13 protein-coding genes are annotated in these 13,358 nt (G+C 62.9%); 10 read left to right on the top strand and 3 right to left on the bottom strand.

What is annotated here, in order from left to right; translation table 11 throughout:
- Nucleotides 1-7: 7 nt before the first annotated feature.
- The gene (locus tag NO934_RS04675; RefSeq protein ID WP_309162582.1) at nt 8-1,063 is read right to left on the bottom strand and encodes a ChuX/HutX family heme-like substrate-binding protein; all 1,056 of its coding nucleotides are present in this window, start codon (nt 1,061-1,063) and stop codon (nt 8-10) included.
- Between the two features lie 9 nt (nt 1,064-1,072).
- Nucleotides 1,073-1,252, bottom strand: a complete 180-nt coding sequence (gene hemP, locus NO934_RS04670; RefSeq protein WP_309162580.1) for a hemin uptake protein HemP — start codon at nt 1,250-1,252, stop codon at nt 1,073-1,075.
- Between the two features lie 231 nt (nt 1,253-1,483).
- Between hemP and NO934_RS04665 the strand changes: the two genes are divergently transcribed.
- Nucleotides 1,484-3,670, top strand: a complete 2,187-nt coding sequence (locus NO934_RS04665) for a TonB-dependent receptor domain-containing protein (protein WP_309162578.1) — start codon at nt 1,484-1,486, stop codon at nt 3,668-3,670.
- 57 nt (nt 3,671-3,727) lie between these two features.
- Nucleotides 3,728-4,042, top strand: a complete 315-nt coding sequence (locus NO934_RS04660; protein ID WP_309162577.1) for an antibiotic biosynthesis monooxygenase — start codon at nt 3,728-3,730, stop codon at nt 4,040-4,042.
- Between the two features lie 56 nt (nt 4,043-4,098).
- Here NO934_RS04660 and NO934_RS04655 read toward each other — a convergent pair whose 3' ends face one another.
- Nucleotides 4,099-5,037: a dihydrodipicolinate synthase family protein gene (locus tag NO934_RS04655; RefSeq protein WP_309162576.1), complete on the bottom strand. Its 939-nt coding sequence runs from the start codon at nt 5,035-5,037 to the stop codon at nt 4,099-4,101.
- Between the two features lie 366 nt (nt 5,038-5,403).
- On the opposite strand from NO934_RS04655, the gene NO934_RS04650 reads away from it, so the two are divergent.
- The 8 genes from NO934_RS04650 to NO934_RS04615 all read left to right on the top strand — a co-directional run bounded on the left by NO934_RS04650 (nt 5,404) and on the right by NO934_RS04615 (nt 13,357).
- Nucleotides 5,404-6,513 (top strand): branched-chain amino acid ABC transporter substrate-binding protein, encoded by a 1,110-nt coding sequence (locus NO934_RS04650; protein ID WP_309162575.1) that lies wholly within the window; start codon nt 5,404-5,406, stop codon nt 6,511-6,513.
- Between the two features lie 87 nt (nt 6,514-6,600).
- Nucleotides 6,601-7,515, top strand: a complete 915-nt coding sequence (locus NO934_RS04645) for a branched-chain amino acid ABC transporter permease (RefSeq protein WP_309162574.1) — start codon at nt 6,601-6,603, stop codon at nt 7,513-7,515.
- Entirely contained in the window at nt 7,515-8,483 is a 969-nt protein-coding gene (locus NO934_RS04640; protein WP_309162573.1) for a branched-chain amino acid ABC transporter permease, read from the top strand. The genes NO934_RS04645 and NO934_RS04640 overlap by 1 nt, the downstream gene beginning before the upstream one ends.
- Before the next feature lie 2 nt (nt 8,484-8,485).
- Nucleotides 8,486-9,274: an ABC transporter ATP-binding protein gene (locus tag NO934_RS04635; protein ID WP_309162572.1), complete on the top strand. Its 789-nt coding sequence runs from the start codon at nt 8,486-8,488 to the stop codon at nt 9,272-9,274.
- Nucleotides 9,271-9,996 (top strand): ABC transporter ATP-binding protein, encoded by a 726-nt coding sequence (locus NO934_RS04630; protein WP_309162570.1) that lies wholly within the window; start codon nt 9,271-9,273, stop codon nt 9,994-9,996. Before NO934_RS04635 ends, NO934_RS04630 begins: the two co-directional genes overlap by 4 nt.
- A gap of 31 nt (nt 9,997-10,027) precedes the next feature.
- The gene (locus NO934_RS04625; RefSeq protein WP_309162569.1) at nt 10,028-11,323 is read left to right on the top strand and encodes an FAD-binding oxidoreductase; all 1,296 of its coding nucleotides are present in this window, start codon (nt 10,028-10,030) and stop codon (nt 11,321-11,323) included.
- Nucleotides 11,324-12,325, top strand: a complete 1,002-nt coding sequence (locus tag NO934_RS04620) for a 4-hydroxyproline epimerase (protein ID WP_309162568.1) — start codon at nt 11,324-11,326, stop codon at nt 12,323-12,325.
- Nucleotides 12,326-13,357 carry a proline racemase family protein gene (locus NO934_RS04615; RefSeq protein WP_309162567.1) on the top strand — a complete coding sequence of 344 codons (1,032 nt, stop codon included), beginning with the start codon at nt 12,326-12,328 and terminating at the stop codon, nt 13,355-13,357. It begins immediately after the preceding gene.
- Nucleotide 13,358 lies beyond the last annotated feature (1 nt).

The following is a 13,358-nucleotide window of genomic DNA, read 5'->3' as shown; positions in this document are numbered from 1 at the left end:
ATGAACCTCAGGCGGCTGCGGTGGCGTTGATTTCGGGCAGGGCTGCGAGCGTCTCGCGCCACAGCGGACGCTCGTCATGGCCTTCGATCCGCTTGCCGAAGAACTGGATGATGAGCTTGCCGCCCGCGTCATAGGCTTCGAGCGAGGAAACGAACCCGGCGCTGGTCGGCTTGCGCACCACATAGGCATGCTCGATGTGGTCGGTGCGCAGGTGCATGTGGAACGTTTCGTCCATGACGTTGAGCCACGGCCCCATTCGCGCCACCTTGTGCACCGGTCCCGAATGGATCTGGATGCAGCCGGTATTGCCCACGAACGCCATCAGCGGCAGCCCGTTGTCGACAACGAGGTTGAACATGGTTTCCACCGCATCGGTCGCGACCTGCCGCACGTATTCCGGCCCCACCATGCGCAGCGCCTGGTGGCGCGGCAGATTGAGGTCGCGCAGCATGCCGAAGAACTGATGCGTGTCGGTCAGCCGGCTCCAGGCGTCGCGCAACGCATCGGCATCGGCCTGCGGCCGGGTGGCGTCCACGGCTTCGACGTCGGCGACCGCCCCGGTCGCCTGCTCCGCGCTCTGGTCGGCAGAGCGCAGCTTTGCAACCAGCGCCTGATAGGCGTCGAGGTCGGATTCGGGCCGCAGATGAATCTTGTGCACCGCGTCCCCGGCCGCATCGAAAAACTGCAGCGAGTGCTTGGGCCCGTCTTCGCCCTGCTTGGTGACGGCAAACCCCGAAGCCCACTTGCCCTGGAAGATGCGCAGGTCGATCTGCTCGCCCAGCACCATGGCGTTGTGCGCGCCCACCAGCACCTTTTCATAAGGCCCGATCTTTTCATGCACGGCGCTTTCGTTGCGCGTCAGCGCCATCACCGTCCCCAGCGTCCTGGCGCCTTCGAGAATCGCCGAGATATCGATATCGAGCCGGGTGGCGCTTCCGCCCACATGCGCCGCCACCAATTGGGCCTCGCTGATCTTGTGAATGCGGGCGAAATCGCGTTCGCGCATCTGCGGCTGGTTGGCGCGCAAATCGCGGATTTCGGAGGGCGTCAAAGGTGAGGTCATCTCAGCGTCCTATTTGTTTAAAATCAGCTTGCCCTGCCGGGTGATCCTGAGTCTGTAGATCGTGCCCTCATGGTCGATGGCGATCTCCCGGAACTGCCCGAAAAGCTGGGCAGTCGAAACGGTCTTTGGGCGGTCGGAGCCCTTTTCCCGGGGTTGTGGCTCATCTCTGGAAGGCAAATTCGGGACCATTGGCCGGCGCGTGGAAACCTTGGTTCGACCCGCCTGGGCGGGTGCGTTCAAATAATGACTTAATCAGTCACCTTAAATTTGATGTCAATAGTTGACTCTAAGAATCAAGTTTAATATTGCACCCACTCCAATCCCGATTATGGCCAAACGGAGGCGCGGGATAAGTCGACGCAAGCCAGCCTGAAGCCAGCCAGCATCGCATGACCAGTCCGATCAAAGGAGCAATGGCAGATGCAGGTCCGCGTACGTGCGACAGGCAATTTCAACTTTGGGGGCGGCACGGGCGGAATTGTCCGCGGCGCCCTTCTGGCAGGCGTGGCCTATGGCGCCATGGCCGGCGTGACATACGCTCAGGATTTGCCCCAACCCGATTACTGCGCCGAGCCGGTCGAGGCGTCCAATGTGGCGCTGTGCGATGTCGCCCAGGGCTCGATGCTGCTCGACCGCATCACGGTCGTCAGTCGCACAGGCGAAACGCCCATCGAAGCCTTGGCTTCGGTCAGCCAGGTCGATGCGGAAACCCTCGCCCGGCGCATGCCCTCGACCGCCAATGACGTCTTCTTCGGCGTCCCCGGCGTCGCCATCCAGACCGACGCCCGCCGCGCCGGCTCGGCCGCCAACATCCGCGGCCTCCAGGATTTCGGCCGCGTCCAGGTGATCGTCGATGGCGCGCGGCAGAACTTCTCGCGGTCTGGCCACGGCACCTCGCAGATGTTCTTTGTCGATCCCAACCTGCTCGAATCGGTCGAAGTGATCCGCGGTCCGGTCGCCAACACCTACGGCTCGGGCGCCATCGGCGGCGTCGTCATGTACAACACCAAGACCGCCGACACCTTCCTGCGCCCGTCCGAACAATACGCGCTGGAAACGACCCTGTCCTTTGACAGCAACGCCACCGGCATCACCTCCAGCACCACCGGGGCGGTCAGGCTCACCGAGAACTTCGATGTCCTGGGCAATATCGTTTTCCGCGACTTCGGCCAATACACCGATGGTGACGGCAACGCCGTCGATGGCACCGATTTCAACGCGATCAGCGGCCTGCTCAAGGCCACCGTGCGCCCCACCGAGAACAGCGAACTCAACCTCGCCTGGAGCGGTCTCGACGATGGGTGGGAGGAAAGCAGTGGCACCAGCGCCATCGACGTTTACCAGAATACGTTCACGGGTCAGTACGAGTTGGTTGACCCGGACAACCCGATGCTCGACCTACATATCAACGGCTCGATCAATACCGTCGACATGACGTCAACTACGCTGGTCGATCGCACCCAATATTCCTCCGAAACCGGCCTGCCGATCACCATCCCGGCCGGCTCGGACACCACCTACGACCTCACCACCTATGGCCTGGATATCTGGAATACCTCGCGTTTCGACACCGGCGCCATCCAGCACGAGCTGACCTATGGCGGCGATTGGGTGTTCGACGAGGTCGTCACCGACTCCTACCAAGGCGGCAGCGACGTCTATACGCCTTCGGGCGATCGTACCGTCTGGGGCGCCTATATCCAGGACAAGCTGACCTATGACTGGCTCGAAGTCATCGGTTCGGTTCGCTACGATTCCTACAGCCTTGAAAGTGATGAGAATTCTGCGTCAGGTGACCGCTTCTCGCCGCGCCTGACGGTTGGCGTGTCGCCCTTCGCCCAAGGCCCACTCTCCGGGCTGCAGGTCTATGGCACCTATGCCGAAGGTTATCGTTCGCCCTCGACCACCGAAACGCTGATGAGCGGCCTGCATCCTTCGGGCGTCGTCTTCCCCTTCCTGCCCAATCCCGACCTGCAGCCGGAAACGGCCACCACCTGGGAATTCGGCGTCAACTATGCGCTCGATAGCCTTGTGACCCCCGATGACAGCCTGCGGCTCAAGGCTGCCTATTTCGACAATTCGATCGACGACTACATCGGATCGCGGACGCTTTCAGCCTTCGATCCGACGAGTGGCTGCACCTTCGTTCCGGGCCCGGGCGTCATCCCGATTTGCTACCAGTACGACAATTTCGCCGAAGCCGAGATTTCCGGCTTCGAACTCGAAGCCCTTTACGACCAGCAGACCTGGTTTGCCGGCCTCAGCGCATCGGTGGTCGAAGGCCATACCATCGAGGGCGGCGTCGAAACTCCGCTTGCGAGCATCCCGACCACTCAGGTCACCGGCCAGGCCGGCGTGCGGCTGCTCGAAGGTGCCCTCACCGTGGGCGGTGAAGTGCAACACTGGATGCCCGAGGGCGTGGCGGCGGACGATTACACGCTCGTCAACCTGTTCGCGAGCTATGAAGCGACCGAGGACGTGTCGTTCAACCTGCGTGTCGATAATCTCTTCGACGTTCAGTACGCCAACCCGCTCAGCGCTTCGACCACATCCCCGGTCTATGAGCCCGGCTTCAGCCTCAAGCTCGGCGCCACCGTGCGTTTCTGACAAATGCCGCGCCGGGGGGAATTCCCCGGCGCTTCCACCAAAAAGGGGACAAGCCTCATGTTCATCGCCATGAACCGGTTCAAGATCAAACCGGACGCAACCGAAACCTTCGAAGAAATCTGGAAGTCGCGCGATTCCAAGCTCGCGGACAATCCCGGCTTTGTCCAATTCCAACTGCTGCGCGGCCCGGAAAACACCGATGAGGGCTACGTGCTCTATGCCTCGCACACGGTCTGGAAAAGCCGCGAGGATTTCGAAGCCTGGACTCGCTCCCAGAACTTCCGTGACGCCCATGCAGGCTCAGGGGCCGGCCGCGACATCTATCTCGGCCATCCGCAATTTGAAGGCTTCTCGGTCGTCCAAGGCGCCTGATCTGGCTGCTTGAGCGGGCAGGCGGACAATTCCGCCTGTCCCCTACGTCCCGAAATCTACTGCGCAGCCGACCAATCCGCGTACCATGCCCGGAACAGCTCGAACTGTGTGTGGGCATATTCGCGCTGGCTGTCCGACAGCCTGTCAGTTTCGATGAAATGGTGCTCGTAGCAGTCGTCGCCTGCCAGCGTTGCGAGATATTTGTAGTAGAGCACCAGGTCCGGCCCGGCATCGAACGAGGCCAGCACATGCATGGCCTGGTCGAGCTCCTTGGCGGCAGTCCGCGCCTTTGCATCACCTTGAGCCGCCTTGCGCGAAAGCTCGACAAGGTGCAGCACTTCTTTGGGCAGCGCATTGCCGATGCCGGTGATCGCGCCGCGCGCGCCGCAATTGACGAAGCCGTGATAGACCATGGTGTCCACGCCCACCATAAGCGTGATCTCCGGATCGGCGCTGGTGATGAACTCGGCGGCATAGCGCAGGTCGTCGGCGCCGCCGAATTCCTTGAAACCGATGAGATTCCTGTGCTCGGCGCGCAACTCGAAAAACAGGTCCGCGCGCGTGGCAAAGCCGTAATAGGGGCTGTTGTAGATCACCGAAGGCAGCTCAGGCGCCGCCGCAAGGATCGCCTTGAAATGTGCCTTCTGGGCTGTCGCGCTCGGCCCCCGCGAAAGGACACGCGGGATGACCATGAGGCCGGCGGCGCCCACCTTGGCCGCATGGGCTGCGTGGCTCACAGCGCTCGCCGAATTGATCGCCCCGGTGCCCACGATCACCGGAATGCCCGCGCCCACGAGCCGCGCCACTCCTTCCTGGCGCTGCTCGTCGGTAAGGAGCGGCCAGTCACCCATTGAGCCGCAATAGACGATGCCGGACATGCCGGCCGCGATCAGCCGCTGTCCCTTGGCGACCAACGCGTCGTAGTCGGGCTTGCCGTCGGCGGAGCAGGGGGTCATCAGGGCCGGCATGCAGCCGTTGAAGATTTCGGTGTTCATGGTCGTGTCTCGTCGGTTCCCGCCGGTTAAGCAGCCTGCGTCTCTTGCTGAAAGATCGGAGCCGGATGCGGATCGTATTCCTCGTCCAGCATAGCTCAGCTTGATATATCTGATATCGATCGTCAATATGTCAGGGGGTAGTCGACACCCCATCAACACAGTTCTTGTGACAACTCCCGGCAAGACGCTTGCACAGATATCCGTCTCATGCATGATAGATATATCAGCGATGCACATGTAGCGACGGAAATCCATTCCAGCAAAGCCGCGGAAGCACCGCCGATTCTGGGCTGTCCCAGATCACCGTATGTGGGGTACGGTCATCCATCCGGAGGGGTCCGGATGCTTAACAAAGGGAGTTAAGTCATGCACATCATCAACAAACTCAAAGTCGCCAGCCTCCTGGGCGTCGCCGCGCTGACCGCCGGCGGAGCGCAGGCCATGGATATCGGCGTCATGGTCCCGACCACCGGGTCGGAAGCCACCTACGGTCAGGATATGATCAACGCCGTCCAGATCGCCATTGACGAGGTCAATGAGGCCGGCGGCCTATTAGGCGAAGAGCTGGCCATCGTGACCGGCGACGATGCCTGCGATCCGCAGCAGGCGGTCAACGCCGCCACCATGCTCGCCTCCTCGGGCGTCGTCGGTGTTGTCGGGGGCTATTGCTCGGGTTCGACGCTCCCCACATTGCAGATCTATGGCGATGCCAACATTCCGTTCGTGATCGCCGCCGCCAATTCCACCCAGCTCATCCCGGAAAACCCGGGTAACGCCTTCATGATCAATTCGACCGGCGCCGATCAGGCCACCAAGGCCGTCGAGTTCCTGTCGGGCCAGGGCGTCGAAACGCTTGCCATCATCGACCAGGGCGATGCCTATTCGCAGGACCTTGCCAGCCTCACGGCCAGCGCTTGGGAAGAGGCGGGCCATACCGTGGTCGCCACCGAAACCGCCAATCGCGGCGAGCAGGATTATTCGGCCATCGTCACCAATATCCGTTCCGCCAACCCCGACGCGGTGTTCTGGACGGCCTATTTCGCCGATGGTGGGCTTTTGATCCGTCAGTTGCGCCAGATGGGCTATCAGGGCGTCATCGCTGTGGGCGACGGTTCGAACTCGCCGCAGCTTTTTGAAATCGCCGGACAGGCCGCCGAAGGCGTCTTCGCCTTCTCCAACCCCACGGCGCAGTTCATCCCCGAAGCCGCCTCGTTCATCGAGACCTATCAGGCCGATTACGGAACCGCCCCCGGCCCCTACGCGCCGCTCGCCTATGACGGCATGAAGCTCCTCGCCTCGGCCATTGAACAGGCCGGCTCCACCGAGCCGCAGGCGATCATCGATGCCTTGGCGGCGGCCGATGGTTTTGAAGGGCTAGCCGGAGCCATTTCCTTCACCGAGGAAAACACGCTCGCCCGCTCGAACTTCATCGTGCTCGAAGGGCAGGGTGGAGAGTGGGCTCGCGCCCAGGAATAGTCCGGTCAACCGGCTGATGCGCATGTCCGGCGCGCGGATTTCGCGCGCCGGCTCCCTGCCGCATTGCCCAAAAGGAGACGATCGCGCATGACAGCGTTCGATGTCGTGATGCAGCAGGTCGTGAACGGGCTGGTCCTGGGTTCGTTCTACGCTCTTGTTGCGCTGGGCTATACGATGATCTTCGGGGTCATCAAGCTGCTCAATTTCGCCCATGGCGACCTTTACATGGTCGGCGGTTTCGTGGGCTTTCTGGTGCTTTCCGCCATTTCGGGGATCGTCGGAGCCGGCTGGACCGGCGTTGCGATCGCCATGTTCTTTTCAATGATCGCCGTGGGCTGCCTGGGAGTGGTCATCGAGCGCGTCGCCTATCATCCGATGCTGCGCGCGCCGCGCTTGTCCATCCTCATCACCGCGCTTGCCGTCTCGCTTGTGCTCCAGAACACCGTCCTCTCGCTCACCCATGGGCAATACACCGCCTTCCGCTCCGATTTCGGCTTCGGCGGCGTCAATCTGGGCAACCTCTTCATAACCTACAACCAGATGATCCTCGTGGGCATCGCCGCGTTCCTGATGATCGGGCTCGAACTCTTTGTCTCGCGCACTCAATATGGCCGCGCCATGCGCGCCGTGGCGATCGACAAGGACATGTGCCAGCTCATGGGCATCAACGTGTCCGGCATCATCGCCGTCACCTTCCTCATCGGCTCGGCGCTCGCCGCCGCCGCCGGCACCATGGCCGGCGCCTATTACGGCTCGATCTGGTATTTCATGGGTTTCCTGATCGGTTTGAAGGCCTTCACCGCTGCCGTGATCGGCGGCATCGGGTCCATCCCCGGCGCCATGCTGGGCGGGCTGATCCTGGGCCTTCTCGAATCCTTCGGCACGCTCCTGCCCGGCGTTGGTAGCGCCTGGAAGGACGTCTTCTCCTTTGCCATCCTCATTCTGGTGCTGGTGTTCAAGCCGACCGGGCTGCTGGGCAAATCGGAACAGGAGCGGATGTGATGTCCAACCAGACCCAAACCGCTGTCCCCGCCCATGGTATCGGCCCGTTCCTGCAGGATACCCGCGTACGCTGGGTCGTGGGCCTCGCGCTCCTCGCTCTGCTGATCGTCGCGCCGAGCATTTTCGGCCCCTATGGCACGGTGATCCTCACCAACGCGCTGCTCTATGTCGTTTTGTGCTTGGGCCTGAACATCGTCGTCGGCTATGCTGGTCTGCTCGACCTGGGCTATGCCGCCTTCTTCGCCGTCGGCGCCTATACCATCGGTATCCTCACCGTCCAGTTCGGCTTCAACTTCTGGGTGGCCTTTCCCTTCGCCATCCTCGCCGCCATGCTGGCCGGCGTCATCATCGGCGGCCCCACCCTGCGCCTGCGCTCGGATTATCTGGCCATCGTGACCTTGGGTTTCGGCGAGATCGTGCGCTTTTCGGCCCGCAACCTCGAAATCACCGGCCGCGCGACCGGCCTCTCGGGCATTCAGGACCCCTGGCTGTTCGGCTGGCACATTAATACCGGCATCGAATACTACTATGTCTTTGCTGTCCTCGCCGCCCTGGCGGTCATCGCGTCCTTCCGGCTCGCCAATTCGCGCCTGGGGCGGGCCTGGCTCTATGTCCGCCATGACGAGGACGCGGCCGAAGCCATGGGGATCAACCGCGTACAGGTCAAACTCGCAGCTTACGTCATCGGCGCCATTTTCGGCGCGGTCGGCGGCGCGTTCTTTGCCACCAATCTCGGCGCCATTTCGCCCGAAAGCTTCTCGTTCGAGCAATCGGTACTCGTTTTGATGGCCGTCATCCTGGGTGGCATGGGCAAGATACCGGGCGTCATCCTGGGCGCCTTCATCATCATTCTTGGCCCCGAATTGCTGCGCAATCTCGGCGAATTCCGCCTGCTGGTCTTTGCGGTGGGCCTGCTACTCATCATGCTGTTCCGCCCCTCGGGCATCTGGCCGGGAAGGAGGACTTGACCATGGCGCAGGACAACCTTCTCGAACTTTCGGGCGTCACCCTGGCCTTTGCCGGCAACACCGTTCTCGATGACGTCAATTTCGCAATTCCCAGCGATGCCATCGTCAGCCTTATCGGCCCCAACGGCGCGGGCAAGACCTCGCTCTTCAATTCCATCACCGGCTTTTACAAACCGCAAAAGGGCAGGGTGATGTTTGCGGGGCAGGATATGCTCAAGCTCAAGCCGCATCAGGTTACCCAGGCCGGCATCGCCCGCACCTTCCAGAATGTGCGCCTGTTCCGCGAAATGACGGTCATGGAAAACGTCATGAGCGGCATGCACTGCCGCACCAGGGCCGGGGCCTTGGCCGCCGTCCTGCGGCTGCCCTCGCAACGCCGCGAGGAAAGGGAAATCTACGACTATTGCCTCGATTGCCTCAAATTTGTCGGCATCGCCGATGAGGCCGGCCGGGAAGCCACGACGCTTGCCTATGGCCATCAGCGACTGGTCGAGATCGCCCGCGCGCTCGCAACCCAGCCAAAGCTTCTCCTGCTTGACGAACCGGCCGCCGGTCTCAATTCGGGAGAAAAGGCGGCGCTGATCGAATTGATCGGCCGTATCCGCGGCGAGCGCGGCGTTTCGGTTCTGCTCATTGAGCACGATACCGGCCTCGTTATGAAGATCTCCGAACGCATCAGCGTTCTCGACCACGGCAAGATGATCGCCGAGGGCACCGCCCGCGAAATCCAGACTGACCCCAAGGTCATCGAAGCCTATCTGGGCCAGGAAGACGCCGAGGAGGTGCTATGACCGCGTCCGCAAACGTCGTTCTGAAACTGAGTGGGCTCGAAGCCGGCTATGGCCGCATCCGCGCGCTCGAAGGCATCGATCTCGAGGTCCGCGAGGGCCAGATCGTCACCCTCCTTGGCGCCAACGGGGCAGGCAAGTCGACCACCCTCAAGACCATCTCCGGCCTCGTCCGCGCCAGCGCCGGAAACGTGGAATTCATGGGCGAGGACATCACCAGAAAGAACGCCCATGACATCGCCCGCACCGGGCTCGTCCACGTCCCCGAAGGCCGGCACGTGCTGCGCGGACTTTCGGTGAGGGAAAACCTCGAACTGGGTGCCTTCACCGTCAAGGATCCCGCCTTGCGCAAAAAGCGCATGCGCGAGGTGTTCGATCTTTTCCCGATTCTCGAAAAGCGCCAGAACGGCGATGGTTCGCTGCTCTCGGGCGGCGAGCAGCAGATGCTGGCCATCGGCCGCGCCCTGATGCACGGCCCTCGCGTCCTGCTGCTCGATGAACCTTCAATGGGCCTCGCGCCCAAGCTGGTTCTGGAAACCATGGGCATCGTCAAACGCCTCAACGAGGCGGGAACCACCATCCTTCTCGTCGAACAGAACGCCCGCCTTGCCCTCAAGCTCGCCCATTACGGCTACGTCCTCGAAAGCGGAAAGATCCGCATGCAGGACGATGCATCGCGATTGCGCGAGGACAAGTCGATTGTTCAAGCTTACCTTGGGGAGTAGGTCCGAACAGACCAGACGATATGAGCCTGCCATGACCACCTTCCCAACTCCTCCTCATCTCGAAACGCTTCCCCCTTCCGCCGACGTTGTGGTCGTGGGCGCCGGCGTCATCGGCGCATCCACGGCCTTTGCGCTGCAGGCAGCGGGGCGGTCGGTGCTGGTCATCGACCGCAAGGGCGTTGCCGAGGAAACCAGTGCCGGCAATGCCGGCGCCTTCGCCTTTTCCGATATCATCCCGCTTGCCACCAAGGGCATGCTGGCCAAAGTGCCCAAATGGCTCGCAGATCCCTTGGGGCCCCTCTCCATCCCGCCGCGCTACCTGCCGCAGATCACCCCCTGGCTGATGCGCTTCTGGCGCGCCGGCTGGCCCGACAAGATCGAATCCTCGATCCGCGCCCAGGCCGAGATGATGCGCGTCTCGCAAGCGGCCACCGACTGGCTGGTCTCCGAGGCGGGCATCGCTGGCAAGGTCCAGACCATCGGCTCGCTCGAACTTTATGAAAGCGAAGCCGAGTTCAAGGCTTCGCTCCCTGGCTGGGCCGAGCGAGAAAAGCACGGCATCGGTTTCGAGCATGTGCGCGGCGGCGCGCTCGCCGAGCAGCAGCCGGGGCTTTCCGACCGCTTCGTCGCCGGCACCTATGTGCCGCAATGGCGCATGGTGGACGATCCCTATTCCTACACCTGCGCCCTGGCCACAGCGGGGCACCAGCGCGGCACCCAATTCGCGCTCGGCGCCGTCGCGGCGCTGCGCCCCACCGAGAACGGTACTGTGCTGACGCTGGAGGATGGCCGCACAATCATCGCCCGCCAGGTCGTCATCTGCGGCGGCGCGTGGTCCAAAACGCTCGCCGCCCAGTTGGGCGATCGCATCCCGCTCGAAACCGAGCGTGGCTACAACACCACCCTGCCGCCCGATGCCATAACGCTGCGCCGCCAGTTGATCTTCGGCGGTCACGGCTTCGTGGTTTCTCCGCTCTCGACGGGCATCCGCATCGGCGGCGCGGTGGAGCTGGGCGGCCTCAAACTGCCACCCAACTACGCCCGCGCAGACGCGATGCTCAAGAAAGCCAAGGCCTTCCTCCCCGATCTCAAGACCGAAGGCGGCCGCCAATGGATGGGCTATCGTCCCTCGCTGCCCGACAGCCTGCCGGCGATCGGCGTCTCAAGCGCCAGCCACGACATCGTCTATGCCTTCGGCCACGGCCATCTCGGCCTCACCCAATCGGCGGGCACCGCGCGGCTGGTCACCCAATTGCTGGACCGGGAAACACCAGCGATTGATCTCTCCCCCTTCCGCCCCCAGCGCTTCGCGTTTTCGAGGATATAAATGGCGCGCAACAGCTTCTTCTGCATCGATGGCCACACCTGCGGCAATCCCGTCCGGCTCGTTGCCGGCGGCGGCCCTGAACTCAATGGCACGACCATGCTCGAGCGCCGCGCCCATTTCCAGGCCGAGTATGACTGGATCCGCACCGGTCTGATGTTCGAGCCGCGCGGCCACGACATGATGTCGGGCTCGATCCTTTATCCGTCCTCGCGCCCCGATTGCGACATCGCCATCCTCTTCATCGAAACGTCGGGGTGTCTCGCCATGTGCGGCCACGGCACCATCGGCACGGTGACCATGGCCATCGAGAACGGGCTGGTCAATCCGCGCGAGCCTGGCGTGCTCAGGCTCGAAACCCCCGCCGGCCTGGTGGTCGCCCATTACCGGCAGGAGGGGCAATATGTGGAGGAAGTCCGCATCACCAATGTCCCGTCCTTCCTCTATGCCGAAGGCCTCACCGTCGATTGCCCCGGCCTGGGGTCTATCACCGTGGATGTCGCCTATGGCGGCAATTTCTACGCCATCGTCGAGCCGCAGGAAAATTTCTCCGACATCGCCGATGTGACCGCCGGTGACCTCCTGCGCTGGAGCCCGCAATTGCGCGCCGCGCTCAACGCGGTCCACAGCTTCGTCCATCCGCTCCACCCCGAAATCAACGGGTTGAGCCACATCCTTTGGACCGGCGCCCCCCGCGAGCCCGGCGCCCATGCCCGCAACGCCGTGTTCTATGGCGAAAAGGCCATCGACCGCTCTCCCTGCGGCACCGGCACCTCGGCGCGCATGGCCCATTGGGCAGCCAAGGGCAGGCTAAAGGCGGGCGATGATTTCGTCCATGAGAGCATCATCGGCTCTCTGTTCAAGGGCCGCGTTGAGGCTGAAACCACTGTCGGAAACTATCCCGCCATCATCCCTTCGATTGGCGGCTGGGCGCGCCAGACGGGCCTCAACACCATCACCATCGACGACCGCGACCCCTTCGCCCACGGCTTTCAGGTGATCTAGATGCGCTCGGTCAAAACCATCCACATCGTGGGCTGCCACGCCGAAGGCGAAGTTGGCGATGTGATCGTGGGCGGCGTCGCGCCTCCGCCGGGCGAAACCCTCTGGGAGCAATCGCGCTGGATCGCCCGCGATCAGACCTTGCGCAATTTCGTCCTCAACGAGCCGCGCGGCGGCGTCTTCCGCCACATCAACCTGCTCGTGCCCCCCAGGGACCCGCGCGCCCGGATGGGCTGGATCATCATGGAGCCCGAAGACACCCCGCCCATGAGCGGGTCGAACTCGATTTGCGTCGCCACCGTGCTGCTCGATACCGGCATCATCGAGATGACCGAACCGGAAACCCGCATGGTGCTCGAAGCGCCGGGCGGCCTTGTCGAGATCGTCGCCCAATGCGCCAATGGCAAGGCCGAAAAGATCACGGTTCACAATGTCCCGAGCTTTGCCGACCGGCTCGACGTCCAGATCGAAGTGGAGGGCATCGGCACCCTCACCGTGGACACCGCCTATGGCGGCGACAGCTTCGTGATCGTCGATGCCCAGGCGCTCGGCCTTGCCCTCACTCCCGACGAAGCGCGCGAGATTTCCGCTCTCGGCGTAAAGATCACCCGCGCCGCCAATGAGCAGCTCGGCTTCACGCATCCCGAAAACCCCGACTGGAGCCACATCTCCTTCTGCCAGATCGCTGGGCCGCTGGGCGCCGAGGAGGGCGCGATGAGCGGCAAGAGCGCCGTGGTCATCCAGCCGGGCAAGATCGACCGGTCCCCCACCGGCACTGGCTGCTCGGCCCGCATGGCGGTGCTGAAGGCCCGTGGCCGACTGGGGGTAGGGGACCGCTTCATCGGCCGTTCGATCATCGATTCCCGCTTCGATTGCCGCATCGAGCGCGACACTATGGTTGGGGACAAGCCCGCCATCATTCCCTCGATTACCGGCCGCGCCTGGGTTACAGGAACGCGCCAGGACATGCTCGATCCTTCCGATCCCTGGCCGGGCGGTTACAAGATCGCCGACACCTGGCCCAACAAGCTTTAGA

The organism is Pelagibacterium sp. H642 (assembly GCF_031202855.1).
GTDB lineage: Bacteria > Pseudomonadota > Alphaproteobacteria > Rhizobiales > Devosiaceae > Pelagibacterium.
This window is presented reverse-complemented; position numbering and strand designations above follow the sequence as displayed.

What these genes read in the sequence shown, in the direction of transcription:
- NO934_RS04675 (WP_309162582.1), bottom strand. Translation starts at nt 1,063, where the DNA reads ATGACCTCACCTTTGACGCCCTCCGAAATCCGCGATTTGCGCGCCAAC.
- hemP (WP_309162580.1), bottom strand. Translation starts at nt 1,252, where the DNA reads ATGGTCCCGAATTTGCCTTCCAGAGATGAGCCACAACCCCGGGAAAAG.
- NO934_RS04665 (WP_309162578.1), top strand. Translation starts at nt 1,484, where the DNA reads ATGCAGGTCCGCGTACGTGCGACAGGCAATTTCAACTTTGGGGGCGGC.
- NO934_RS04660 (WP_309162577.1), top strand. Translation starts at nt 3,728, where the DNA reads ATGTTCATCGCCATGAACCGGTTCAAGATCAAACCGGACGCAACCGAA.
- NO934_RS04655 (WP_309162576.1), bottom strand. Translation starts at nt 5,037, where the DNA reads ATGAACACCGAAATCTTCAACGGCTGCATGCCGGCCCTGATGACCCCC.
- NO934_RS04650 (WP_309162575.1), top strand. Translation starts at nt 5,404, where the DNA reads ATGCACATCATCAACAAACTCAAAGTCGCCAGCCTCCTGGGCGTCGCC.
- NO934_RS04645 (WP_309162574.1), top strand. Translation starts at nt 6,601, where the DNA reads ATGACAGCGTTCGATGTCGTGATGCAGCAGGTCGTGAACGGGCTGGTC.
- NO934_RS04640 (WP_309162573.1), top strand. Translation starts at nt 7,515, where the DNA reads ATGTCCAACCAGACCCAAACCGCTGTCCCCGCCCATGGTATCGGCCCG.
- NO934_RS04635 (WP_309162572.1), top strand. Translation starts at nt 8,486, where the DNA reads ATGGCGCAGGACAACCTTCTCGAACTTTCGGGCGTCACCCTGGCCTTT.
- NO934_RS04630 (WP_309162570.1), top strand. Translation starts at nt 9,271, where the DNA reads ATGACCGCGTCCGCAAACGTCGTTCTGAAACTGAGTGGGCTCGAAGCC.
- NO934_RS04625 (WP_309162569.1), top strand. Translation starts at nt 10,028, where the DNA reads ATGACCACCTTCCCAACTCCTCCTCATCTCGAAACGCTTCCCCCTTCC.
- NO934_RS04620 (WP_309162568.1), top strand. Translation starts at nt 11,324, where the DNA reads ATGGCGCGCAACAGCTTCTTCTGCATCGATGGCCACACCTGCGGCAAT.
- NO934_RS04615 (WP_309162567.1), top strand. Translation starts at nt 12,326, where the DNA reads ATGCGCTCGGTCAAAACCATCCACATCGTGGGCTGCCACGCCGAAGGC.